Below are 21,454 nucleotides of genomic sequence, written 5' to 3' on the forward strand. Positions count from 1 at the left end.
CTTGGTCTTCCCTTTTGAACGAACGCTGCCCTCTCTCGGGCGCATCCTCTATTGAACGAGCGCAAGCAGGCTGCGGGCGTCGGCCTTATTTTCGAGGTCGAGGACGAAATCACGTAGAGCATCGACCCTTGCCGTCGGCAGCACCGTGCCGGCAAGCGCAGCATATTTGCCGATCAGCCGTTCATCGCTCAGTGGGTTCTGCGGCCCTCCCAGAGGGAGGTCGACGACCAGCCGGTGTCGATCACCAGCAGTCGTAACAATAGTGATCGCCGGTTCGTCCTCATCCTTCATCGCCGGATCGATGCGGACGGAGATACGATCCATCAACGGGCCGATTTCGGCTGCCGACCACGCCACTTCCTCCAGCTCGGCAAGAAAGACTTTGCCGTAACGCAGCCTCGCGGCCAGCGCATAGGGCAGGCTCATTTGTGCCTGCGCGCGGGACTCGATGATCTTGCCGCCGCACATGCCGTATTGAAAGCCGCTGATATCGACCTCCATAGCCGCGATATCGGCAGGCTCGCGACCGTGGCGTTGAAGGAGCAGATCCAGCGCATCGATCCCCGCATGAGTGCCCCGACAGGTGGCGTGCGGCTTGATGGAGCATCGGTTGAGCCGCCAGTATTGTCCAAAATCGCGGACGAGCGCCCGCGGATCGCCCCTACCCGCGCCGAAGGTTGCGAAGAAGCTGCCCCAGCGCTCTGCCTCGAATACGCTCTCGGGACCCTCGAAGCCTCTCTTTGCCAGATAGGCGGCCATAAGCCCGCCTTCGGCGGCGCGGCCTGCGTGAAGTTTCTTGGTCGAGCTGCCATTATGGATAAAGGCCCAGGTGCCGCCGGCAAAAGAACAGGCAGTGCCAAGCGCCGATGTCATGGCCTCCGCATCGAGGGTCAGCATAGTGCCGACAGCCGCGGCAGCGCCGAAAGCACCGCACGTGCCGGTGGAATGCCAACCGAGGCCGTTGTGCTCTTCGTATCCGCCAACAGCTTCAAGAACACGACGGCCGACTTCATAGCCGAGCAGGACACTGCGCAGGAGTTCGCGGCCGCTGAACGGCTGATTGTAATCGCCAAGTGTTGCCAGCACGGCTGGCAGGACGACGGCGCCAGAATGGTCGCAGCCGCCGCTGTCATCGAGCTCGAAGGCATGAGCCGACACGCCGTTGACCAATGCGGCTGTCCTGGCGTCCGCCGAGATCAGCCGTCCCCAAATCGGCGAGCGCCCAGTCGCGTCGTGAATGCCGAGCGTCTCCAGCATTGTACGCGTTTCACCGGATGCCGACCCGGCGATCCCTGCACCAAGCGTATCGAGGATGTGTAGCTTCGCCTTGTGAATCGTTTCGCGGGGAAAGGCATCGAAGTTCGTTGAACATACATGTTCGGCAAGGGCGCGCGCCAGATTGTCACTCACCGGCCTGCTCCTCGCTGACATAGGCTTCGTAGACATTGATCGGATGATCACCGGGCGCCACGATGCCTCTGCGATTGTACCAACGCGCAACCTCTGCGGCCGTTGCCAACCACACGTCGTCGAAACTGCTGATATGCCGCAGCAACTCCTCCACCAGGGCAATTCTGCCCGGCGTCCCGCTCCATTCCGGACGAAGCTGCAGCACATAGCAAAGGCCATATTTCCGGTAGGCGTCGAACTCGGCTATCCAATTGCCGAGCACTGAATCGTAAGACGGTATGCGCCCCTGCCCCTTCGGAAAGGCCGGCGTGAAGTTGAACTGAAAATAGGGCCGGTCTTCCAGTTCGATGTGAACCGGAATTTCCACCAGCGACGAAGGATGGCTATAGGGCACATCGTCGCCGTTCAACGAGGCTGACCAGGAATAGCCGGCCTGAATGAGCAGCCGATCGAACTGGCGCGGCCAGTTGCCCGCCGGCAGCCGAAAGCCGGAGGCATCGTTCGATGCGATCGAGCTCAGCTTCTCGCGGCTGCGCCGCAGGAGCTCCACGGCGGCCGATGCAGTTGCGGCGTCGTAACGCTCGAAGGCCCAGCCGTGGCTTTCGAGCTCATGATGTGCCGAGACGACGTCGCGCAGAAGCTTCTCGTGGTTCACCGCGACCAGGCCGGGCACAAACCAGCTCGTCGATATGCCGGCAGCCGCGAATGCATTGCACAGACGCTCCACACCGCGGGCAGCACCATATTCCCAAACGGAAAGGCTCTTGCTGCGCCCCTTCAGATCAGGCGCCTGCGCAATCGCATCGAGGCCATCATCGAAGATCACCGAAATGATCGCCGCGCACCTCTTGCCTTCGGGCCAAATGGATACGGAGGGAGCGGTCGTCATGATGCGGTCTCCGGATGTTGCCCGATCCACCACTTCGCGATCTCGGAGCAATGCGTCGTCCAGACGCCGGAGCCATGCGCGGTAATGGCTTTGAAAAGGCCTTCCAGGATCGCAAGCCGGCCGGGCTTGGCGCAGACCTTTGGATGCAGGATCGTCGTCCAGCAGAGTCCCTCGCGATGATAGCCCTCGAATTCGGCACACCAGTTTCTTTGAACGTCGGCATAGGCCGATATCCGGTCGAGGCCGATGGGAAAATCGGGCTCCTCGCTATAGGCGAGAGCAGTGTAGTCATCGATATCCCAACGCCCCGGAATCTCGACAAGTCCGCGCCCGTACGCCCCCCGGTGAAAATAGGGCCGATCGTCGCCGCGCATCGAACTGGAGTAGATGATGCCGAAGGCATGCAGGAGTTCGGCGGTTTCCTCGCTCCAGTCGCCTGAAGGCGTGCGGAAGCCGACCGGCGTCACGCCCAGTCTTCTGCGAAAGATCTCGCGGGAGCGTTCCATGATATCGAGCTGCTGGCGCCAACTGCGGTCGATGAAGACCTCATGATAGTGACCGTGATAGGCAATCTCGTGTGCATCTTTCAGGATGCGCTCGCATTGCGATGGCCAATGCTCCACCACCCAGGTCGGCACGAAAAAGGTCGCTTTCAGTCCGTACGCGTAGAGCAGGTCCAGAAGCCGCGGCAGGGCGCGCCAGGGCCCATATGCGCCCTGCGTGAAATAGCGCGGATTGGACAGCAGCGAGCCGTCGAGCATCGCGTCGCCGGTCGGGCCGTCGACGTCAAAGGCCAGCGCCACGGCCGACTGTCGGCCTTCTGGCCAGAGAGTTGGCTTCGCCGCCGAAATGGTTGCAGTCTTGGCAATCATAGGATCCGGTCTGTGCTTTCGGCCATGTTTCAGGACGCAACCATCCATCCGGCGACGCGATGGCGTCCCCGGGGGTTCGTCGTGCTGATGAGATTTGGAAGCGCCGCCGCCGATGGGCCGCGGCGCCTCCTGTCGAATTACTTGACGCCGTTCACGACGGCCTTCGAAACGGCATTGTGGACGAGACCCCACTTCTTGAGGATCTGATCGTAGGTGCCGTCCTTGATCAGGGCATCGAAGGCCCCGGCAACTGCATCGCGAAGACCGGCGTTGTCCTTCTTGAAGGCCATGCCGAACGTGTCGTTGCTGAGCAGCGGGTCGCCGACCAACTTGTAGGTATCGGGCTCAAGCCGCATCTGATAGGCAATCGTCTCGATGCCCTGCACGACCGCGTCATAACGGCCCTGCTTCATACCAAGCCGGGCGGCGTTCGAATCCGCTGTCCCCTCGAAGGCGATAGCCGTCTTGCCCTTGCCCTCGCAATTGGCCGCGCTCCAATCCTTGACGTTTTCGCCAAAGGAGGTGCTTCGGCTTCCTGCGACGGTTTTGCCGCATAGGTCGCTCGCCTGCTTGTATTTGTCAGCGTTGGCGTTGACGGTGAACAGGATCGGGCCACTCGTGATGTAGTCGACGAAGTCCATGCTGGCCTGGCGCTTTACGTTGTCGCTCATGCCGGAAATGATCATATCGGCGCGGCCGGTCTGCAGGCCGCTCTGAAGCTCCTGAAATGCCGAGGTGACGAAGACGGTCGTAAGATTCAGTTTCTTCGCGATGGCGTTCGCAAGATCTACATCGAAGCCGTCGATGGTGCCGCTGTCCGGATTGACGAATTCCATGGGCGGATAAATCGGGTTGGTCAGGATGCGCAATTCGCCTTCCTTGAGAAGGTTCAGGCCGGAATCTGCCGATGCGGTGGTGGCGGCGAGGGACAGCAGGGCCGCCGAAATGGCCAGTTGGATGCGTTTCATCGATTTCTCCTCTGATGATCTTTCTTCAAGGTTCTTGTTGTTACAGCACCGCAGAAATGAAGTTCTTCACTCTGGGATTTCGCGGATTTTCAAGGATTTCGTCGGCCGTTCCCGTCTCGACAATCATGCCGCCGTCCATGAAGATGATGCGGTCGGCCACTTCGCGGCAGAAGCCGATTTCATGGGTGACGACCATCATCGTCGTACCCGAAGCGGCAAGTTCCTTCATCACGCCGAGGACCTCGCCGACGAGTTCCGGGTCGAGCGCTGATGTCGGCTCGTCGAAGAGCATTGCCTTGGGTTTCATCGCCAGCGCCCTTGCAATTGCGATGCGCTGTTGCTGCCCACCGGAGAGTTCGCTTGGATAAGCGTTGGCCTTATCCGCCAAACCGACGCGCTCGAGAAGAACGCGCGCTTCGGCGATGCACTCCTGCCGCGGCCGCTTCTGAACACCCACCGGACCTTCGATGATGTTCTGCATGACCGTACGATGTGGAAAGAGGTGGAATTTCTGGAACACCATGCCGACGGCCTGCCGCTGCCGGGCGATCTCGCGGTCCGGGAGAGGAAACAATCGATTGCCTTCCCGGCGATAGCCGGCGATTTCATCGTCGATCATGACATAGCCGGCATCGATCCGTTCGAGCTGATTGATGCACCGCAGGAACGTGCTCTTTCCCGAGCCTGAAGGCCCGATGATGCAAATCACCTCGCCCTTCATGATCTCGAAGTCGATGTCCTTGAGAACATGAAATGTTCCGAAATATTTCTGCAGGCCGTGTGCCTTGATGATCGCATCCATCAGCCGGCCTCCCCCGTAAGCGCCGGGCCGACAGGCTGCTGACGGGAAGCGTCGCGCCGGCCCCAGCCCTTCGAAAAATGCCGTTCGATGTAGATCTGCAGGATGCTGAGGATGGTGACGACGACCATGTACCAGATGGTGGCCACGATAAGCAGCTCGATGACGCGAGAATTGACATAGTAGATGTCTTCCACGCTTCGGAGCACCTCGGAATATTGGATGACACTGGCGAGCGACGTCAGCTTGACCATGCCGATCGTCTCGTTACCGATGGGAGGAACGATGACGCGCATGGCCTGCGGCAGAACGATTTTCAGCGTGGCCCGCAACTTCGTCATGCCGATCGACTGAGCCGCCTCCATCTGTCCCTTGTCGATCGACAGGATGCCGGCCCGCACGACTTCCGCGGTATAAGCCCCCTGCTGAATTCCGAGGCCGAGAAGAGCGGCGACGAAAGGTGTCATTACATCGACCGTGCGGATCGAAAACAGTCCCGGAATGCCGATCGTCGGAAAAATGAGCGCAAGATTGAACCACAACAGAAGTTGCAGCAGGGCGGGAGCACCGCGGAACAGCCAGACGTAACCAACCGAAATGCTGCGTAAGACAGGATTATCGGACATGCGCATAATGGCGGCGATAACGCCGAGGACAATACCGACGATCATGGCGCAGAACGTCATGATGATCGTGTTGCCGACACCCGCCAGAACGGATCTGGAGAAGAGATTCTCGGAAACGTAGCTCCAGGCAATATCTCCCTTCCAGAAGGCTCTCGCCAATAGAAGGAGCAGAATGATGCAAATCGCTGCCATCATCTTCGTGCCGATTTTTCGTTGCGGTACGATCACAAGCGCATTCACGTCTGGTAGCGCTGAATTGTTCAAATTCCGGTCCCCCGAGCTCTTTGGTGAGCTTCGATCTTTAATTGAGGAACCTTACGTTGCTTTTGAATTCATCCACAAACGAGAATCGAACATGCGATTTATGCGTTCATCGCATAAATCGCGCTGCTACGACGGTGGCGAACTACTTAGAAGAATATGAGGGACCGGCGCCTTTTTCGTTTCAGGAAACGGATGAGGATTTCGAGATTGGACCTTCCAACAGGCTTGCCTCGAAGGAAAACCGGGCGCAGTTTCGGAATGACGCCGGTAAGTTCGAGGACTTGCGAAATTAACGGACAATGACAGCGGGGGAACAAATGACCGACAGGCTCAAAGACAAGATCGCCATCATTTCAGGCGGAGCCACCGGAATGGGTGGGGCGGCTTCACGCTTGTTTGCGGCGGAAGGCGCGAAGGTTGCGATCATCGATCGAAACGGCGACGCGGCCGCAGAGACGGTGCGAGCGATCCAGGATGCCGGCGGCATCGCCGATTACTGGGTTGCCGACGTTTCGGATGAAGCCGCCGTCATTGCAGCAGTCAGAGGCGTCGAGGACCGTTTTGGTGCCGTGACCGTACTCTTCAATCACGCCGGCACTATCGTCATCAAACCTTTTCTCGAAACGACATTGGAAGAATGGGAATGGTTGCATGGCGTCAACGTGCGCTCGATGTTCCTGATGACCAGGGCCGTGCTTCCGGGCATGATCGCCGCCGGCGGTGGCTCCATCGTCTGCACATCATCGATCTCGGCGGTTGCCGCAACGCCGATGGAGGTGCTCTACGACACGACGAAGGGCGCGGTGCACATGTTTGCCCGTGCCATTGCTGTCGAGTTCCGCGACCGCAATATTCGATGCAATGCCGTTTGCCCCGGCTTCATCCGCACGCCGCACGGCCTGCGCGAGGTGGCCGAACTGCAGGCCCTCGGCGTTGACGTTTCGGATGCGGCAATCGCGGCGCAGCAAGGCCGGATCGGCGAGCCGGAAGATGTGGCCCGTGCCGCCCTCTATCTCGCCTCGGACGAATCCAGCTTCGTCAACGGCATCCATCTCTTCGTCGACAACGGCTTTACCGCAATCTGACCATCGGTAGTCGGCGAAGGGTCGGACTGTATCTTCTGGGCGACAATAAGCGCCAGCAAAACCATTAGGCAGCGTGCAACAGCCGCCGCACTCAAAGATCGGCCTGGACACTATTATGGACACATGTTCTAAAAAGTGGACAGATTAGTGGGAGCACGCCATGCATCTTTCCATGTGGACTTACCCTTGGGACATTCAGGATCAGGGGCTCGAAGCGCTTGCCGCCGACCTTCGCGGCCGCGCCGGGCTCAACACGGTCAGCATGGCAACCTCCTATCACGCCGGCCGGTTCTTTCAGCCGAGAAGCCCGCAACAGAAGGCCTATTTTCCCGAGGACGGGACGGTCTACTTCCGGCCGGACGAAAGACTATGGCAGGACAAGGAGATCCGGCCGCTGATGGCCAGGAATGTGGCCGAACGCGGCGACATGCTGGAAGCACTCACTAAGGAACGCAACACGACCCACATGAAGGTCTCATGCTGGACGGTCTGCCTCCACAATACCCGCCTCGGCATGCTCCATCCCGATCACGTGACGCGGAACGCCTTTGGTAATCCCAACTACTACAATCTCTGCCCATCGAGCCCGGCGGCGCGCGCCTATGCCGTCACCCTCGTTCGTGACATCACGACGAACTATCAACCCGACATGGTGGAGCTCGAAAGTCCGAATTTCATGGGATTCGCGCACGAATATCATCACGAGAAAGACGGCGTCGGTCTGAACGCCGAAGACGATTTCCTGCTGTCGCTTTGCTTTTGCGATCATTGCACGGCGCGCGCCACGAAGGCCGGCGTGCCGGTCGAAGGTGCGCGCAGATCGGTCACCCGCTTCATCGCGGAACTCTGCGAACGGGCTGTTCCGGAACAACAGTTTCCGGACTTTCCGGCCGCCGGCATTGATGCGTTTCGCGACTATCCGGAGCTCTACGCTTATCTCGCCTGGCGCAGCGAACCGGTGACCAGCCTGATCGCAGAGATCAAGGCCGCAGCCGATCCGGCGACACGCATCGTGCTTATCGACCTGAAGGAAGGCTGGCTCGGCGGCGTCGATCTCGCAACAGTTGGCAAGCTATGCGACGGGGCGATCCTCTGCTGCTATGACATGAATCCGGAAGCCGTCGCCGACGTCATCCGGAGCGGGCGGGTGGCAATCGGACCGGAAAAGTTCCTCGGGGTGGGCCTGCGTGTCTTCTATCCGGAAGTTGACGGCCCGGCGATCCTGGCCGCACGCGCCAAGGCGGCCGTTGATGCCGGCGCCGACGGCGTAAATTTCTACAATTACGGCCTCATACCGGCAAAGCGCCTCGACTGGATCAAGGTGGCGGTCGACACAATCACCTGATCCTCTTCTCAGGACGAGATGGGTTCGGCGACCTGGATCAGGCAGTCGCCGGCTTGGCTGTCGCAATGCAGCCTGTGGGAAATGACGATGCCGCTCTCCGCAAAGCGCAGCTCTTCCTCCGGCTGCTCCAGACGCTCCAGATCATGGTACCAACCGGCAATGTCGCCGGCGGAAACACTTGTCCCGAGTGCAACGGCCGGCTCGAACCAGCCTCTGTGGTTCGCATAGATGCCCTGGCTGTGCCGGGACAATGAAAGAAGCTGCAACGGCCCAGGGTCGGGGAGCGGTGCGCGCGACAAAACCGGCCGCCCGACGATGCCGAGCGCAATGAGCAGCCGGTCGATCGTCGCCGCCGTAAAAGCCATCGTCTCCGGCGCCACGGTTCCGCCGCCGCCGAATTCGCCGGACAGACCGACGCTTCCTGCCCGTCCGGCAGCACCCATCGATGTCGGTGCCGCCGGGCCGTTATCCGCGATGAAGGCATGCGAGGCGCCCATGGCGCGCATCAGCGACACCGACCGCTCGAAGCGGGCGGCATCGGCCTGCCGCTCGATCAGCGTGCAGGGCAGGTGCGCCATGGATGTGCCGCCCGAATGCAGATCGAGCACGACGTCGTGGATGGGAAAGAGGTCGTGTTCGAGAAAATGGGCAAGACGGGCCGTCGGCGTCCCGGTCGGATCGCCGGAAAACGCGCGATTAAGATTGCCGCCATCAAAGGGCGAGCAGCGCCGCGCCGCCATCACTGCCGGCAGGTTCGCCATCGGCAGAATGGTGACAGCGCCGCGGATTTCTTCCATCTGCAATCGGCGCATCAAACGCCCGAGCTGGAGTTCGCCCTCGTATTCGTCACCATGATTGCCGGCCATCAGAAGCAGGGACGGCCCCTCGCCATTCTTCAGGCGAAGGATCGGAATGCGGATCTGATAATAGGGCGAACGGTCGATCGAATAGGGAATGGCGAGATGGCCGGCCTGCCGGCCCTCGCGCGAAAAGTCGATGGGATTGACGAGGCCGCTGTGCATGATGTCTCCAGTCCGGGCTGTTGCCTTGCCGTCAGAGGGCCGCGACCGCCGTCATTTCGACGCGCAGGTCCGGATCGGCGAGCCGCGCTTCGACGCAGGCGCGGGCCGGCGGGTTTTCGATGTCGATCCAGTTATCATAGACGCCATTCATCGCTTCGAAATCGACGATCGCCGGTAGGAAGACGTTGACGGCGAGGAGGCGCGAGCGGTCCGTGCCGGCTTCTTTCAAAAGCGCGTCGATCTTGCCGAGTACGTCGCGGGTCTGATCCTCAATGCCCGCCTTGCGATTTTCCGCGACTTGACCGGCAATATAGACGAGCCCGCCATAGCTGACGGCTTGGCTCATACGCGAACCTTTCTGGTAACGCTGGATCATGTCAGTTTTTTCCTTTTCTTGCTTTGGAAGGGAAGGTCAGCCGAAGCTGGTAAGATAGGCCGCCGTCACCGAATGATCCGGGTCGAGACCATAGAGGATTGCGTGCCGGTCAAGGCAAGTGCAGGGATGCGAGATGCCGCATTCGATCACGTCGCCCACGGAAACATCGTTACCATCCGCAAGCGCGACGAAGGCGTGCTGATCATTGAGGCGGAGAACTTCGGCGCTTTGGAGATCGCTGAGGCGCGCACCGTCACGGTAAAGCGCGAGCGGCCGCGGCAGTCCTTGATCCATAGCCACATCGCGCATGCCCATGCCGCAGATCGCAAGCTTTGCTTCCGGCCGGGACAGAACTTCGGCCCAGACTCGTAGGGCAGGACGGAAACCTGCCGCCGCGGAAATTGACTCGCCGCCGATGCGGAGGCCGCCGCGTGCATCGAGACCGGCAAGGCCGCGCTCGTAGATACCATGATCATGGAAGAAGATCGCGCCGCTGCGCAGTACGAGACGGCAGGCGGGGTCGGCCGCAACGGCGGTTGAAAGCCGCGCAACGACCACGTCGAAAAAGATCGAACCGCCAGCCGTGACAAAGAGCGGCCGCTCGTTGCCGATGCGCGAACGCACCTTCGGCAGGAAGTCAGCCGTCATCGCCATCAGCGCGTCGATCCGATGCATGGTCTCTTCGGGATCGGCAGTCGTGGCGGCGCCCTCATAAGCGGCAATGCCGGTCAACCGGAAGGTCGGCGTCTCGGCGGCAACGATCGCATCGAGAATCGCAGCCGCGGTGTCGATGCTGCGAATACCGGCGCGGCCGGCGCCCAACTCCACCATCAGACCAAGCGGCGGCAGGTCTCCACATTCCTGCCATGCGGACCGAAGCGCGTCGACGTGCGCGATCGAATCCACGAAAATATGGAGTTCCGCATCAGGATAATCGGCTAGTAGCGCGGCAAACCGGCGCGCCGCGGCAGCCCCGCCGATCTCGTTGGCGAGTATCAGACGGCGCTGTCCAGCCTTGAGCAGGACAGCGGCCTGGCGGATATCGGCGACCGTCGTGCCCCAGGCGCCTGCTTGAAGAAGCGCATCCGACAGCGCCGTCGACATCGGTGTCTTGGCATGCGGCGCGATTTCGGCGCCGTGGCTCTTCACATAGGCCATCATCAATTCGACATTGTTGGAAAAGGCCTGCCGGTCGAGCGAGATCAGCGGCAGGGCCATCCGGCCGTCATAAGGTTTCCATGCCTGCTTGCCAATCACCGCGAGTGGAAGCGATGGATGGCCCGGTGGAAAGCCGCGCACGCGGTCATCGATCAGCATGGCTTCCATTGTGATATGAAGGTCAGGCATGGCAGCCTCCCTTGAGCTCGGCTGGGTCGGCTATGCCGAGGCGATAGGTGTCGTTGGCGGTGGCAAAGAATAAGGCGCGTTGTTCGTCGAGAGACAATTGCGAGGCGACCGTGCGAAAGGCCTGATAGACCTCGTCGAAGGACGCGTACAAGCCTGCAACCGGAAAATCGCTTGCGAACATGGCGCGCGTGGGACCGAAACAATCGAGGCAATGTTCGATCACCGGCCGCAGGCTTTCGAGCGTCCGCTCGTTGTCGTAAGCGACGAGGTCCGAGATCTTCAGGCGCACATTCGGCTCGTTGCCGAGCACCCGCAGGCCTTGGCGCCAGAGCGTCATGCCGTCATGCGTCCGGTCGATGGGGCTTCCGCCATGGTTGAGCACGAAAAGCATCTCCGGAAAAGCGCGCACGAGCTCGAGCGCACCCTCCATCTGCCATGGATAAAGCATCAGGTCGAAGACCAGCCCGAGCCGTGCAGCATGGGCCAGCCCTGCCCGCCAGGCGGGATCGCTCATGAGATCTGCGCGCCGGGCAAAACGTTTCGCCGGGTCCGGATGCCAGCTCACGATATCACGGATGCCGACAACGTTTGGGTTTGCCGCTTCCAAGTCGAGCAGGCGCATGGCGTCCGGCGCATCGAGAGGAACCCGCGCGATATAGCGATGCGCTACGCCGGAGCTGCTGTCGAGGCTATCCAGCCAGCGGGTCTCTTGCAGCGGATGCGCATCGGACCAGCCGGCCTCCACATGGACGGTTGCAACCACGTTTTGGCGCGTGGCGTCGGCACGATAATCTTCGATGCCGTAGTTGCGCAGGATCGGTGCGAGGCTTCCGAAAGCCGTCTCCCCGCTCCTCGCCCGCGCTTTCTGAAGCCAGGGATGACGCTCCAGCCTAAGATCCCAGAGGTGATGATGCGGGTCGATCACCGGCCCGTCATAGCATCCGGTCATCGGCGCGCCTCGCGGCCGGATACGAGGAGGAGCGCAAGGATCAGCGTACCGAACATGATGGACCGCCAGCCGGGCGAGGCGTTGACGACGGTAATCAGCGCCGTCGTCGTCACGAGCAGGATCGCGCCCGGAATGGTGCCGGCATAGGTGCCGCGGCCGCCGAGAATAGACGTGCCGCCAAGCACGACCGCCGCAATCGATGTCAGCAGATAGGGATCGCCGATGCCGACATAGCCTTGCCGGTTCATGCCCAGCACGAGAATGCCTGCAAGACCAGCAAAAAAGCCCGACAGCGTATAGACAAGCAGCGTGTTACGTTCGACGCGGACGCCGGAAAGCCGGGCAGCCAGCGCGTTCGCCCCAAGCGCGAGGAAACGCGCGCCGGTCGGCATGCGATGAATGAGCAGCAGGACGAAAACCGAGACGACAAGCCAAAGCACGATGCCCGCCGGAATGCCGAGCGGCCGCGCCTGGCCGAGCAGAATGACCGCTGGGTTGCTGACGGTGACCGCGCTGCCGCCGGCGATGATGACGAGCAAACCTTGCAGGAAGGTCGCCATGGCAAGCGTCATGATGATCGGCGGTACGCGAAGATAGGCTGAGCCTGCACCGTTCAGGAGGCCGATGCCGGCGGCGATGACAAGTGCCGTCGCGATGCCGACGAGGCCGGTCGGATCCGAGGCGGGCGAGATGAGCGGCAGCAGGATCGCCGTGACGGTGATGACTGCGCCGACGGAAAGATCGATGCCACCCATCAGGATGACGAGCGTCTGGCCGGCGGCCGCGATGCCGATCACGGCGGCGAGTTCAAGCAGGTAGCGCAGGTGGCCGTAGGCGCCGAAACCGCGCAGCATGAAGCTCGCGATGATCCAGACGAGCGAGACCAGAACGAAGGTCAGGAGCGGCGGGTTGCGAAATGCTGTCCTGATGACGTTCATTGCCTTGCTTTCCATTGTGCGAGAAGTTCCGGAACCGCGACCGCGCCGACGATGATTAGCCCCTGCGCGACATATTGCGCGACCGGCGGAAAGCCCAGGAAGAACATGACGTTGATCATGACCGAGAGCAGCAGGCTGCCGCAGATGGCGCCGCGCATAGTGCCCTTGCCGCCAAGGAAGCCGACCCCGCCGAGCACGGAGGCGGCGATCGAGTTCAGCGTAAAGGGCGCGCCGATGACCGGATCGCCGGATCCGGTCTGCGCAGCGACAAAGAGACCGGTGAGCGCTGCAAGCAGGCCGGACAGTGCGAAGGCGACGACTTTCACCCGCTCGACCGGGACGCCGGAGCGAAATGCGCCGATCGGATTATCGCCGGCTGAGTAGATGCCAAGGCCGAGCGGCGTTGCGAGAAAGGCTTTCCAAAGCAGGAGCGTCACCACGAGCAACAGGAAAGCGACGGGCGTATCGCCGGCCAGCATCGTCGACAGCCAGTCGGGAATGAACCCACCCGGCCGCGGCAGCAGGATGAGCGCGACTCCGGTTATGATGAAGGAGCCGGCGAGCGTCACGATGATCGCAGGCAGCCTCAGATGCGTCACGATGGCGCCGGTTACGGCGCCGATCGCAAGGCCGGCGAGTGCGACCGCAAGAATGCCGCCGGGTACGCCGAGCGCCCCTTCCATTGTCGTCGCGGCGATCACAGCCCCAAGGCTCACGAGCGGCCCGATCGCCAGCGTGATGCCTCCGTTCAGCATGAGCACTGCCTGCGCCATGGTGACGAGCGCCAGGGGGAACCAGTTCTGCGTGAACTTCGAAAAGCCGCTGATGGAAAGGATGCCCGGAAAGAGCACGACGTAGAGAATAAGAAAAACGGAGACGACCAGATAGAGACCACTGAGGCCGCGGTTGCGGCGGAGCTGGATCAAGCCATAGAGCCTGCCGGATGACAAAACTGCGCTCATGCTGCCACTCCCTGTGTCGTAACGCCCATGGCCGCGCCGACGATCGCCCCTTCGCTGATCGCAGTGCCCGATAGCGTTGCCGCAATGTGCCCCTCGCGCAGAACCACGACGCGGTCGCAAAGATGCACCAGTTCCGGCGTGTCGGAACTCGCCAGGACGACAAGCCGCCCCTCGGCGGCGAAGGCGCGGAGCATGAGGTAGATTTCGCGCTTGGTTTCAATGTCGACGCCGCGCGTCGGATCGTTAAGGAGCAGGACGGACGGATCGAGCGGCAGCCATTTGGCAAGCGCCACCTTCTGCTGGTTGCCGCCGGAAAGCGCCTGGACCGGGCGGGCCGTGTCGCCTTTGATCGTCAGGCGGCGCGCAAGATCGGCCACCAGACCGCCTTCCGCCTGCAGGTCGCGCAGCCCCTTGCTGGCGAGCCGTCCGAGCGAGGGCAGGATGAGATTGGATGCAATGGAATGAGGCAACACCAGCCCCTCATGCTTGCGATCGGCCGGGACGTAGACGATACCAGCGGCGTTTGCCTCGCCGACATGGGCGGGCAGACCCGGTTTTCCGGAAATCTCCGCCCGGACAGCCGAGGCCGGAATCGCGCCATAGAGGCCGAGCAACAGGTCTTCCTGCCCCTGCCCCACGAGCCCGCCGATGCCGACGATCTCGCCGGCGCGGGCGGAGAAGCCGATGTGGCGCACCATGCCGGCCGAAAAGTCCTCGACGCTTATGCGCGTCGCACCGGGCTTTGCCGCCGGCCGCAGCGGGAAGAGGTCGCCGGTCTCGCGGCCGACCATAAGACGCACCAGCCCTTCGCCATCGATGCCGGATAGCGACTGGTCTGCCGTGACGCCGCCATCCTTCAGCACCGTGACATGCGAGCAAAGCGCCTGCACCTCATTGAGGCGGTGAGAAATATAGAGAAGTGCGATGCCGCGCTTCTTCAGCGTCTCGATGAGGCGGGCAAGGATGCCGGCCTCATGGGCGGAAAGCGAGGAGGTCGGCTCATCCAGAATGAGCACGCGCGGCTTGCGGAACAACGCCTTGGCAATCTCCACCATCTGACGGCGGCCGAGCGCGAGATCGGCGACCGGCATGTCGATCGGTTCGGTAAGCCCCACCATGTCGCAGACTTCCCGCACACCACGATGAAGCGCTTGATAATCGATGATACCGAACCGGCGCGGAAACGCGCCGAGCCCGATATTCTCGGCAATCGAGAGATTCGCCGTGAGGCTCAGCTCCTGCTGAACCACGGCGATGCCAGCCGCACGCGCAGCCGCCGGACTGAAACGTCCGACGGGCTTGCCGTCAACGACGATGGAACCGCTGTCGGGCTGGAGAGCACCGGACAATAGGTTGATCAGCGTGGACTTGCCTGCGCCGTTTTCTCCGAGCAGGGCGTGAACCCTGCCCGAAAGAAGGGCGATGTCGACGCCCTTCAAAACGGGATTGCCGAAAAATCCCTTGAACACCTGCCGAGCTTCCAACAGGGGTTTTTCTTCCTTCATGACGGCTTCCCTCAAGACGAATTACTGAGCAAGCAGCTTGTCGAAGAGCGCCTTGTCGTAGTCCGAGTAGATGTATCCGTCGGCCGGAAACTTGTCGGCCCTTGCGAGATAGCTGCCGATCGAGCTGTCGTCGATCACAGGCAGCGGCACCTTGACGAAGGCCGGTACGTTCTTGCCCTGCAGCGCCTGCACGGCCGCATAGACAGAGAGCGCGCCGAGCCAGTTCGGCTGCATGGTCGCCCAACCCTTTAGGCCCTTCTCTTTCCAGAGTTCCAGGAACTGCCGGGCATTTTCGCCTGTCGTCGGCACCTGTTCACGGCCCTGGCGCTCGAAGGCCAGAACGGAGCCGGCCGATAATGCGCCGCCGAGCGACAGAACGCCATCGATTTCCGGATTGGCGAACAGCAGGCTTGTCATGGCTTCCTGAGCCGGCGCGACGTTATATTCCGTGTTGGTTTCCGTGATGACCTGGATGCCCTTGTTCGCATCGAGCACCGGCTGCGCGCCCTTGCGGCGGTCATCGCTGACGGAAACGCCGGCAGGACCGTTCATGATGATGATCTTCCCCTTGCCGTGAAGTTGATCGACCATCCACTGCGCCGCCCTCGCACCCCACTCGCTGGAGTCCGTGTTGATCTTCGCCGTCAGATTGTTGGTGTCCACGAGGCTGTCGAAGTTGACGACGGCAATGCCCTTCGAGCATGCGTCGGAGATGACGCGGTCGAGCGCCGTGGACGAGCCGGCTTCGACGATGATGGCATCGAGGTTCGCGTCGATCATCGATTGGATCTGCTGGATCTGCGTCTGGGCGTTGCCCTGCGCATCGGTGATCTTCAGATCCTTGACGAGGCCGTCCTTCTTCAGAACCGCCACTTCGTCGGTAATCGTGCCCTCGGTCTGCTTCATCCAGGTCGGGACGGAATAGATGTTCGCCCAGCCAATCGTATAGGGCGCCTTCCGATCGCCCTTGATGCAATTGGCTGCCGCCGACGCCGTGCCGGCGGAAAAGGCAAGGAGGACCGCAGCGGCGGCAGCGCCCGCGAGAAGGCGGTTGCGCAGTGAGGCTGAGGTGCAGTTCTCGAAATTCTTCATGTCGTTCCCCTTTTGTGTGCGGCAGCGTTTGCGGCTTGCCATTTGTCTATGTCCAATATATCGTACATATGATCTTTATACCGGACACCGGCGATCTTATGCCGATTTTTTTCCCTCGCAAGAGGGGTACAAAAATTTCGTTTGCGACGAGCGGCTGGATCAATTGACACGGACAGCAGACGGCTTGAAAAGCTTGGCCGGGTAGAAACAGGAATCGACGACAATGGATGCAGTTCAGGACGAAGCAGCCGGCAAGCGCGCCCGAGGGCTCGACCGCGCCTTCGAGATCCTCGATTTCCTGCGTCACAAACGGCAAGCCTTGAAGCCGAATGAAATTGCCGCGCAGATCGGCGCGCCGCGCTCTTCGGTTTACGAGCTGGTCAACCTGCTGCTGCGCAACGGCATTCTGGAATTTACGGGTGGTGAGGGACGTGTCTATCTCGGCCGCAAGCTCTATTTCCTGGGCGCGGCCTATGAGAACCATTTCGATTTCACCCGCGAATGTGAGGCGACGCTGGAGCATCTCGCCGACGAGACGCGGGAGACCGCGCAGTTCTGCATGTTGGATGGAAACAAATATACGGTCGTTCGCATGCGGGAAGGCGCTCGGCCATTCCGCATCTCGACGGATATCGGCCAATCGGTTCCGATCCCGTGGACGGCATCCGGCCGCCTGCTCGTCGCGCATCTGTCGGATCAAGAAATCCTGAACTTCATTCCGCCTGAGGATTTCCGCCTGCCGAGCAGCGAATGGCTCGAGCCGCAAACCTTTATCGCCGAAGTGCGCCACGCCGAACGCGAAGGTTTTTTCACCTTCAACAGTATCGTCGACAGCTTCACACATTGTTTTGCCGTGCCGGTACGCGACGATGAAGGTCATATAGCCGGCACGCTCTGCCTCGTCACGCCGCGTGACGATGGCCTTGCAAACCGAGATCGTTACCTCGCCTGCTTGAAGAAGGCCGCCGCCGACCTGAACCAGACCCCCACGCGGCAGAAACGAGCCTGATACCCGAGCAGAACTAGCCGCAGGCCCTCGATAGCCGGCCACGTTTTTGCAAGTCTGGAAGACGCTGCGATGGCGACCTGAAAATTGGCTTATGCGTCGTTCGGATCGGCGAAGCGGCAGGAATCTCACGGGAAGCCTTCGAAGCGGCCACCCGTAGTTCAATGCTTCATCAAAATTCTAACAAAAGACGCTGAACATATCCGCTTTACGAATATTTCTAAAAAATTAATTCATTATTAAATACAATTTAAGCAAATAGCTCTAGTTGAAATTCATTTTTACTAGGGCAACTTTTATGAACATCAGTATTGCAAAAAGCCTTATTGCTTTCGGTGTCGTGATGACCATAGGGCTTGCCGGCTCGGTAGGGCTGCAGCAAATCGCCTTGAACCGGCTCAAAGTGAATGGGCCGATCTATGAGCAGGTCGTCAACGGAAAGGATCTCGTTGCCGATATCCTGCCGCCGCCGCTTTTCGTGGTGGAATCCTATATGCTGGCTTTGGAAGCGAGTGATTTTCCGGAACTCGCCGACGCGAATGCCGCCAAAATCGCCAAACTCCAACAAGACTACAATGAGCGTCGCGCCTACTGGAAAACCTCCAGCTTGCCGCAGAGTTTGAAGGATCAACTCGCCGATGCCGTGCTGACCAAATCCGATGTCTTCTGGCAGGAAATGAACGGCGAGGTTCTGCCCGCACTGGCGGCAAAGGATACGGCAAAGGTCAAGGAGCTGCTCGTTCATCTCAAAGGCACGTTCCACCTGCATCAGGACGCCGTCGAGGAACTGGTGACCAGCTCGAACGATTTTCTCTCGGGTCAGGAGTCTGGCGCGCGCGAAGAGATTGACCGATGGACAATATTCTCGCTCTCCGCTGCGGGCGGGTCCATATTATTGCTGATTGGCGGAACGCTCCTGTTGCGGCGCCGGACGATCGTGCCTCTGGAAAGCATGCGGGCCTACATGGGTGTGCTTGCCGGTGGCGACTACACCAGGGATGTGCCGCATTCCGAACGCTCCGATGAAATCGGCGCGATGGCGAAGTCGGTTGCCGTGTTCAAGGCGAAAGCTCAGGAGCACCAGCGACTGGAAACGGAGGCAGAAGCCAATCGCACGCTTTCCGAACGGCAACGCGCGGAGCAGGAGCAAGTCCGTGCGCGGGAGGCGGCTGATATCAAGTTTGCGGTCGATGCACTCGCCGGCGGCCTCGGCCAACTCGCCAGCGGTAATCTCACACATCGGATAGAGATTGCCTTCGCGCCGCCGCTCGACGTGGTCCGGCGAGACTTCAACGCTGCAGTAGAACAGCTCGAGGATGCCCTGCGCAAGGTCGGCCAGAATGCGCAGGCGATTGCGACCAATTCCAATCGGGTCAGGTCGGCAACCGGCGACCTGTCCAAACGGACGGAGCAGCAAGCTGCTTCTGTCGAGGAGACCGCGGCAGCCCTCGAACAGATCACCACGACCGTCACGGATTCCAGCCGTCGCGCTGACGAGGCCGGCCGGCTGGTCATAACGGCTCGCGAAAATGCCGAGAAATCAGGTGACATCGTTCGCCGCGCCATCGCTGCGATGGGTGAGATCGAGGCATCCTCGAACGAGATTTCAAACATCATCGGCGTCATCGACGATATCGCTTTCCAAACCAACCTACTGGCGCTGAATGCGGGCGTGGAAGCAGCACGCGCCGGAGAAGCTGGCAAGGGTTTTGCCGTCGTCGCTCAGGAGGTTCGTGAGCTTGCGCAACGCTCGGCAGGCGCCGCCAAGGAGATCAAGACGTTGATCAACACCTCCGGCGAGCAGGTGAAGAATGGCGTGGCCCTGGTCGGGGAGACCGGCCAGGCGCTCGATCAGATCGGCCGGCAAGTGGAGGCCATAAATGCCAATGTAGCGGCGATCGTCGACGCCTCGCGCGAACAGGCAACCGGCCTCAAGGAAATCAACCAGGCAGTCAACACCATAGACCAGGGCACGCAACAAAATACGTCCATGGTCGTGGAATCCAACGCTGCCAGCCATAGCCTTGCGAACGAAGCCGAAGCTCTCTTCAATCTTCTCGGCCGCTTCCGGATCGGCGCGACCAATCAAACAGCCGCAAGCCCTGTCGCAGAGGCACATCAGCGGCATACGCCGGTGGAGTCGCCGGCACGTCGCCTGACAGCGAAGTTGGCTGGCGCTCTCGGAGGGCGGACAGGCGCGGCAGAGTCCGCCGCCTCCTGAGAGGAATTCTAAAGCGCAAAACGAATATCACTGGCGAGGTGTTTATCACCTCGCGCGGATGAGCGTTTCGATCGAGCAAGGCTAAAGCGCAGAAATCCGAAGTACACGCCACAACTGTCTTGTAACCCGACAACAGCACATCGCAATGTCCGATGGCAGACTGTCCACGCCAATGTCCCGTTCTTGCAACGGCCCGCGCGTCATCCTGAGCAGGGTGCGGTTTTCTGATCGACCAGATTCCTCGCAAAAACCGCAGGTTAACGGTTGCCTAATCCCTCGTGCCTAACCCGTTTTTTCATTATCCATAATTTGCGACCCTCACTTGCTAGCTAATTTTCATTACGCTAAATTACGCAAGACTTAGTTGTATCTACCGCCATGCTTCGGCGGCGCTCAGGGTTGTCAACGCGGGTTCTTCGTCTAGCAACATGATCTTGAATCATCGCATTACACGTATCGCTGTCGGACTGCTGCTGCTGACGATCGCGATGTCTGATTCATTGTACGCGTCCTTCTCAAGTGTTTGGAAACATTGGGATCTGATTTTGGGCTTCGAGGTGACACGGGCCCCCGTTACGCCCCATCGCACGAACTACGGCGTCGGAGTGAAGATCGGCGGCGAGGATTTGATAGGGAGCGCCGGGCACGACCTGTTCTGCGGGAAGGATTTTAGCCTCGATCAAGCGCCGGATCCGATGACTTGTGACCCCGCAGTGTTGTGCCGCCTCGCGCAGAGTGAGCCACGTTCCGTCCTTCTCCGCCGAACGATAAGCGTGGATATCGCGCACGCGCCGTATGGAACTCACGCGCTTGGCTGTCCAAGTCTTCCCTTGCGCCGTCGGCATCCGCATTCTGTTCAGCGTGGCGGCGATATCCTCGTCAGACCATCGAGCGGCCATGCTGGTAATCACGGCAATGGCGTCGTCGGACGTGCGGCATTCATGTTCTCCGGAGCTCAGTTTATGCAGTCGAACCTCCGAGTGCTGACCGCCCTTCCAATGGATGATCAGAACAATCTCACGGGCAACGTCATCGATATTGGCCGTGATCTCGTTGACGAGCGACCGAAGCAACTGCTGGCGGGTGCGCATCGTCACTTGCGGACTTGCCCAAGCCGCTTGCAGATCGTCGGCGAGACCGGCAAAATCCGGAACGGTCTTACCAGCGTTGGTGGCTTTTGCGGCGCTCAACCGCGCTTCGCACTCTTGAACGCGTCGTAGGGTCGCCTCCCAGTTCTTCTCGAGCGTCGCGGCGATCAAGCGATTGTCTGGATCGCAGGCTGCGTAACGGCGCTCGGCTAAAGAGGCATCATAACGGGCTTGCTGAAGTTCCAGCTCGATCATCCGCTGTTGCTCTGCCTGACCTTCCATGTACGTCCTCTCCGCCGTAAGCGCCGCTTCGACCGCCATGGGCTCGACGGCACGGATGAGCTCAGAAGCGATCACTCTATCGGTACGTTGCCCCGCAAAACTCATACAGCGCGTCGAGTTGTAGACATCCGCGCCGAAGCATTGGTAGATGGGGTAAGGATAGCGCCCCCTATACCCAACCTTCAAGCGGCGTCCGCATCGACCGCAAGCCATTAATCCAATCAGTAAGGATCGCCCACCTCTACCGGACTTCGGCCCACCCCGACGGCCGAAATCGTTGAGGGAAAGCTGCTTCTGGTTGCGTTCGTACTCGGACCAATCGATGTAGCCCTCATGGTGGCCCTTTAGAAGAATCTCGCAATCGCTGAGGGCGCGAGGATGTTTATAGGTTTTGTGGGCGCGTCCGTC

At 60.6% G+C, this 21,454-nt stretch carries 19 protein-coding genes; 4 read left to right on the forward strand and 15 right to left on the reverse strand.

Going from position 1 to position 21,454, the window contains the following annotated elements; genetic code table 11:
- Positions 1-48: 48 nt before the first annotated feature.
- From K290_RS0112220 to K290_RS34125, 6 genes are all read right to left on the reverse strand, one after another.
- Entirely contained in the window at positions 49-1,410 is a 1,362-nt protein-coding gene (locus K290_RS0112220) for an MmgE/PrpD family protein (RefSeq protein WP_028752194.1), read from the reverse strand.
- Positions 1,403-2,299 (reverse strand): polysaccharide deacetylase family protein, encoded by an 897-nt coding sequence (locus K290_RS0112225; protein ID WP_028752195.1) that lies wholly within the window; start codon positions 2,297-2,299, stop codon positions 1,403-1,405. Before K290_RS0112225 ends, K290_RS0112220 begins: the two co-directional genes overlap by 8 nt.
- Positions 2,296-3,171 (reverse strand): polysaccharide deacetylase family protein, encoded by an 876-nt coding sequence (locus tag K290_RS0112230; protein ID WP_051264029.1) that lies wholly within the window; start codon positions 3,169-3,171, stop codon positions 2,296-2,298. Before K290_RS0112230 ends, K290_RS0112225 begins: the two co-directional genes overlap by 4 nt.
- Before the next feature lie 137 nt (positions 3,172-3,308).
- The gene (locus tag K290_RS0112235; protein ID WP_028752197.1) at positions 3,309-4,139 is read right to left on the reverse strand and encodes an ABC transporter substrate-binding protein; all 831 of its coding nucleotides are present in this window, start codon (positions 4,137-4,139) and stop codon (positions 3,309-3,311) included.
- Between the two features lie 40 nt (positions 4,140-4,179).
- On the reverse strand, positions 4,180-4,941 hold the full coding sequence (locus tag K290_RS0112240; RefSeq protein ID WP_028752198.1) for an amino acid ABC transporter ATP-binding protein: 762 nt from the start codon (positions 4,939-4,941) through the stop codon (positions 4,180-4,182).
- Positions 4,941-5,828 (reverse strand): amino acid ABC transporter permease, encoded by an 888-nt coding sequence (locus K290_RS34125; RefSeq protein WP_051264031.1) that lies wholly within the window; start codon positions 5,826-5,828, stop codon positions 4,941-4,943. The genes K290_RS0112240 and K290_RS34125 overlap by 1 nt, the downstream gene beginning before the upstream one ends.
- Positions 5,829-6,145: 317 nt before the next feature.
- Here K290_RS34125 and K290_RS0112250 point away from each other — a divergent pair, with 317 nt between their 5' ends.
- Together K290_RS0112250 and K290_RS0112255 are read left to right on the forward strand one after the other, a co-directional pair.
- Positions 6,146-6,913: an SDR family NAD(P)-dependent oxidoreductase gene (locus K290_RS0112250; protein WP_028752199.1), complete on the forward strand. Its 768-nt coding sequence runs from the start codon at positions 6,146-6,148 to the stop codon at positions 6,911-6,913.
- A gap of 160 nt (positions 6,914-7,073) precedes the next feature.
- Positions 7,074-8,258, forward strand: a complete 1,185-nt coding sequence (locus K290_RS0112255; protein WP_028752200.1) for a hypothetical protein — start codon at positions 7,074-7,076, stop codon at positions 8,256-8,258.
- Positions 8,259-8,266: 8 nt separating this feature from the next.
- On the opposite strand, the gene K290_RS0112260 is transcribed toward K290_RS0112255, so the two are convergent.
- Genes K290_RS0112260 through K290_RS0112295 form a run of 8 tightly spaced genes read right to left on the reverse strand, consistent with a single transcriptional unit; the run spans position 8,267 to position 16,449 of the window.
- A complete protein-coding gene (locus K290_RS0112260) occupies positions 8,267-9,280 on the reverse strand; it encodes a succinylglutamate desuccinylase/aspartoacylase family protein (protein ID WP_028752201.1) in 1,014 nt (337 codons plus the stop codon).
- A gap of 31 nt (positions 9,281-9,311) precedes the next feature.
- Positions 9,312-9,656: a RidA family protein gene (locus K290_RS0112265; RefSeq protein WP_028752202.1), complete on the reverse strand. Its 345-nt coding sequence runs from the start codon at positions 9,654-9,656 to the stop codon at positions 9,312-9,314.
- 36 nt (positions 9,657-9,692) lie between these two features.
- Positions 9,693-11,003, reverse strand: a complete 1,311-nt coding sequence (locus K290_RS0112270) for an alanine racemase (RefSeq protein ID WP_028752203.1) — start codon at positions 11,001-11,003, stop codon at positions 9,693-9,695.
- The gene (locus K290_RS0112275; protein WP_028752204.1) at positions 10,996-11,952 is read right to left on the reverse strand and encodes an amidohydrolase family protein; all 957 of its coding nucleotides are present in this window, start codon (positions 11,950-11,952) and stop codon (positions 10,996-10,998) included. Before K290_RS0112275 ends, K290_RS0112270 begins: the two co-directional genes overlap by 8 nt.
- Entirely contained in the window at positions 11,949-12,890 is a 942-nt protein-coding gene (locus tag K290_RS0112280) for an ABC transporter permease (RefSeq protein WP_028752205.1), read from the reverse strand. The genes K290_RS0112275 and K290_RS0112280 overlap by 4 nt, the downstream gene beginning before the upstream one ends.
- On the reverse strand, positions 12,887-13,852 hold the full coding sequence (locus K290_RS0112285) for an ABC transporter permease (RefSeq protein ID WP_028752206.1): 966 nt from the start codon (positions 13,850-13,852) through the stop codon (positions 12,887-12,889). Before K290_RS0112285 ends, K290_RS0112280 begins: the two co-directional genes overlap by 4 nt.
- The gene (locus K290_RS0112290) at positions 13,849-15,357 is read right to left on the reverse strand and encodes a sugar ABC transporter ATP-binding protein (RefSeq protein WP_028752207.1); all 1,509 of its coding nucleotides are present in this window, start codon (positions 15,355-15,357) and stop codon (positions 13,849-13,851) included. The genes K290_RS0112285 and K290_RS0112290 overlap by 4 nt, the downstream gene beginning before the upstream one ends.
- Positions 15,358-15,378: 21 nt before the next feature.
- The gene (locus tag K290_RS0112295; protein WP_028752208.1) at positions 15,379-16,449 is read right to left on the reverse strand and encodes an ABC transporter substrate-binding protein; all 1,071 of its coding nucleotides are present in this window, start codon (positions 16,447-16,449) and stop codon (positions 15,379-15,381) included.
- A gap of 223 nt (positions 16,450-16,672) precedes the next feature.
- Between K290_RS0112295 and K290_RS0112300 the strand changes: the two genes are divergently transcribed.
- Positions 16,673-17,458: an IclR family transcriptional regulator gene (locus K290_RS0112300; RefSeq protein ID WP_028752209.1), complete on the forward strand. Its 786-nt coding sequence runs from the start codon at positions 16,673-16,675 to the stop codon at positions 17,456-17,458.
- 295 nt (positions 17,459-17,753) lie between these two features.
- A complete protein-coding gene (locus K290_RS34130; RefSeq protein WP_051264032.1) occupies positions 17,754-19,676 on the forward strand; it encodes a methyl-accepting chemotaxis protein in 1,923 nt (640 codons plus the stop codon).
- 515 nt (positions 19,677-20,191) lie between these two features.
- Here K290_RS34130 and K290_RS34135 read toward each other — a convergent pair.
- On the reverse strand, positions 20,192-21,454 hold a 1,263-nt coding region (locus K290_RS34135), incomplete at its 5' end, for a recombinase zinc beta ribbon domain-containing protein (RefSeq protein ID WP_037135286.1).

The organism is Rhizobium leucaenae USDA 9039 (assembly GCF_000426285.1).
In the GTDB taxonomy this organism is placed as follows: Bacteria; Pseudomonadota; Alphaproteobacteria; order Rhizobiales; family Rhizobiaceae; genus Rhizobium; species Rhizobium leucaenae.

Coding starts and splice junctions, on each gene's coding strand:
- K290_RS0112275 (WP_028752204.1), bottom strand. CDS start 11,952: ATGACCGGATGCTATGACGGGCCGGTGATCGACCCGCATCATCACCTC.
- K290_RS0112250 (WP_028752199.1), top strand. CDS start 6,146: ATGACCGACAGGCTCAAAGACAAGATCGCCATCATTTCAGGCGGAGCC.
- K290_RS0112300 (WP_028752209.1), top strand. CDS start 16,673: ATGGATGCAGTTCAGGACGAAGCAGCCGGCAAGCGCGCCCGAGGGCTC.
- K290_RS34130 (WP_051264032.1), top strand. CDS start 17,754: ATGAACATCAGTATTGCAAAAAGCCTTATTGCTTTCGGTGTCGTGATG.
- K290_RS0112260 (WP_028752201.1), bottom strand. CDS start 9,280: ATGCACAGCGGCCTCGTCAATCCCATCGACTTTTCGCGCGAGGGCCGG.
- K290_RS0112270 (WP_028752203.1), bottom strand. CDS start 11,003: ATGCCTGACCTTCATATCACAATGGAAGCCATGCTGATCGATGACCGC.
- K290_RS0112230 (WP_051264029.1), bottom strand. CDS start 3,171: ATGATTGCCAAGACTGCAACCATTTCGGCGGCGAAGCCAACTCTCTGG.
- K290_RS0112265 (WP_028752202.1), bottom strand. CDS start 9,656: ATGATCCAGCGTTACCAGAAAGGTTCGCGTATGAGCCAAGCCGTCAGC.
- K290_RS0112295 (WP_028752208.1), bottom strand. CDS start 16,449: ATGAAGAATTTCGAGAACTGCACCTCAGCCTCACTGCGCAACCGCCTT.
- K290_RS0112235 (WP_028752197.1), bottom strand. CDS start 4,139: ATGAAACGCATCCAACTGGCCATTTCGGCGGCCCTGCTGTCCCTCGCC.
- K290_RS0112280 (WP_028752205.1), bottom strand. CDS start 12,890: ATGAACGTCATCAGGACAGCATTTCGCAACCCGCCGCTCCTGACCTTC.
- K290_RS0112225 (WP_028752195.1), bottom strand. CDS start 2,299: ATGACGACCGCTCCCTCCGTATCCATTTGGCCCGAAGGCAAGAGGTGC.
- K290_RS0112285 (WP_028752206.1), bottom strand. CDS start 13,852: ATGAGCGCAGTTTTGTCATCCGGCAGGCTCTATGGCTTGATCCAGCTC.
- K290_RS0112290 (WP_028752207.1), bottom strand. CDS start 15,357: ATGAAGGAAGAAAAACCCCTGTTGGAAGCTCGGCAGGTGTTCAAGGGA.
- K290_RS0112255 (WP_028752200.1), top strand. CDS start 7,074: ATGCATCTTTCCATGTGGACTTACCCTTGGGACATTCAGGATCAGGGG.
- K290_RS0112240 (WP_028752198.1), bottom strand. CDS start 4,941: ATGGATGCGATCATCAAGGCACACGGCCTGCAGAAATATTTCGGAACA.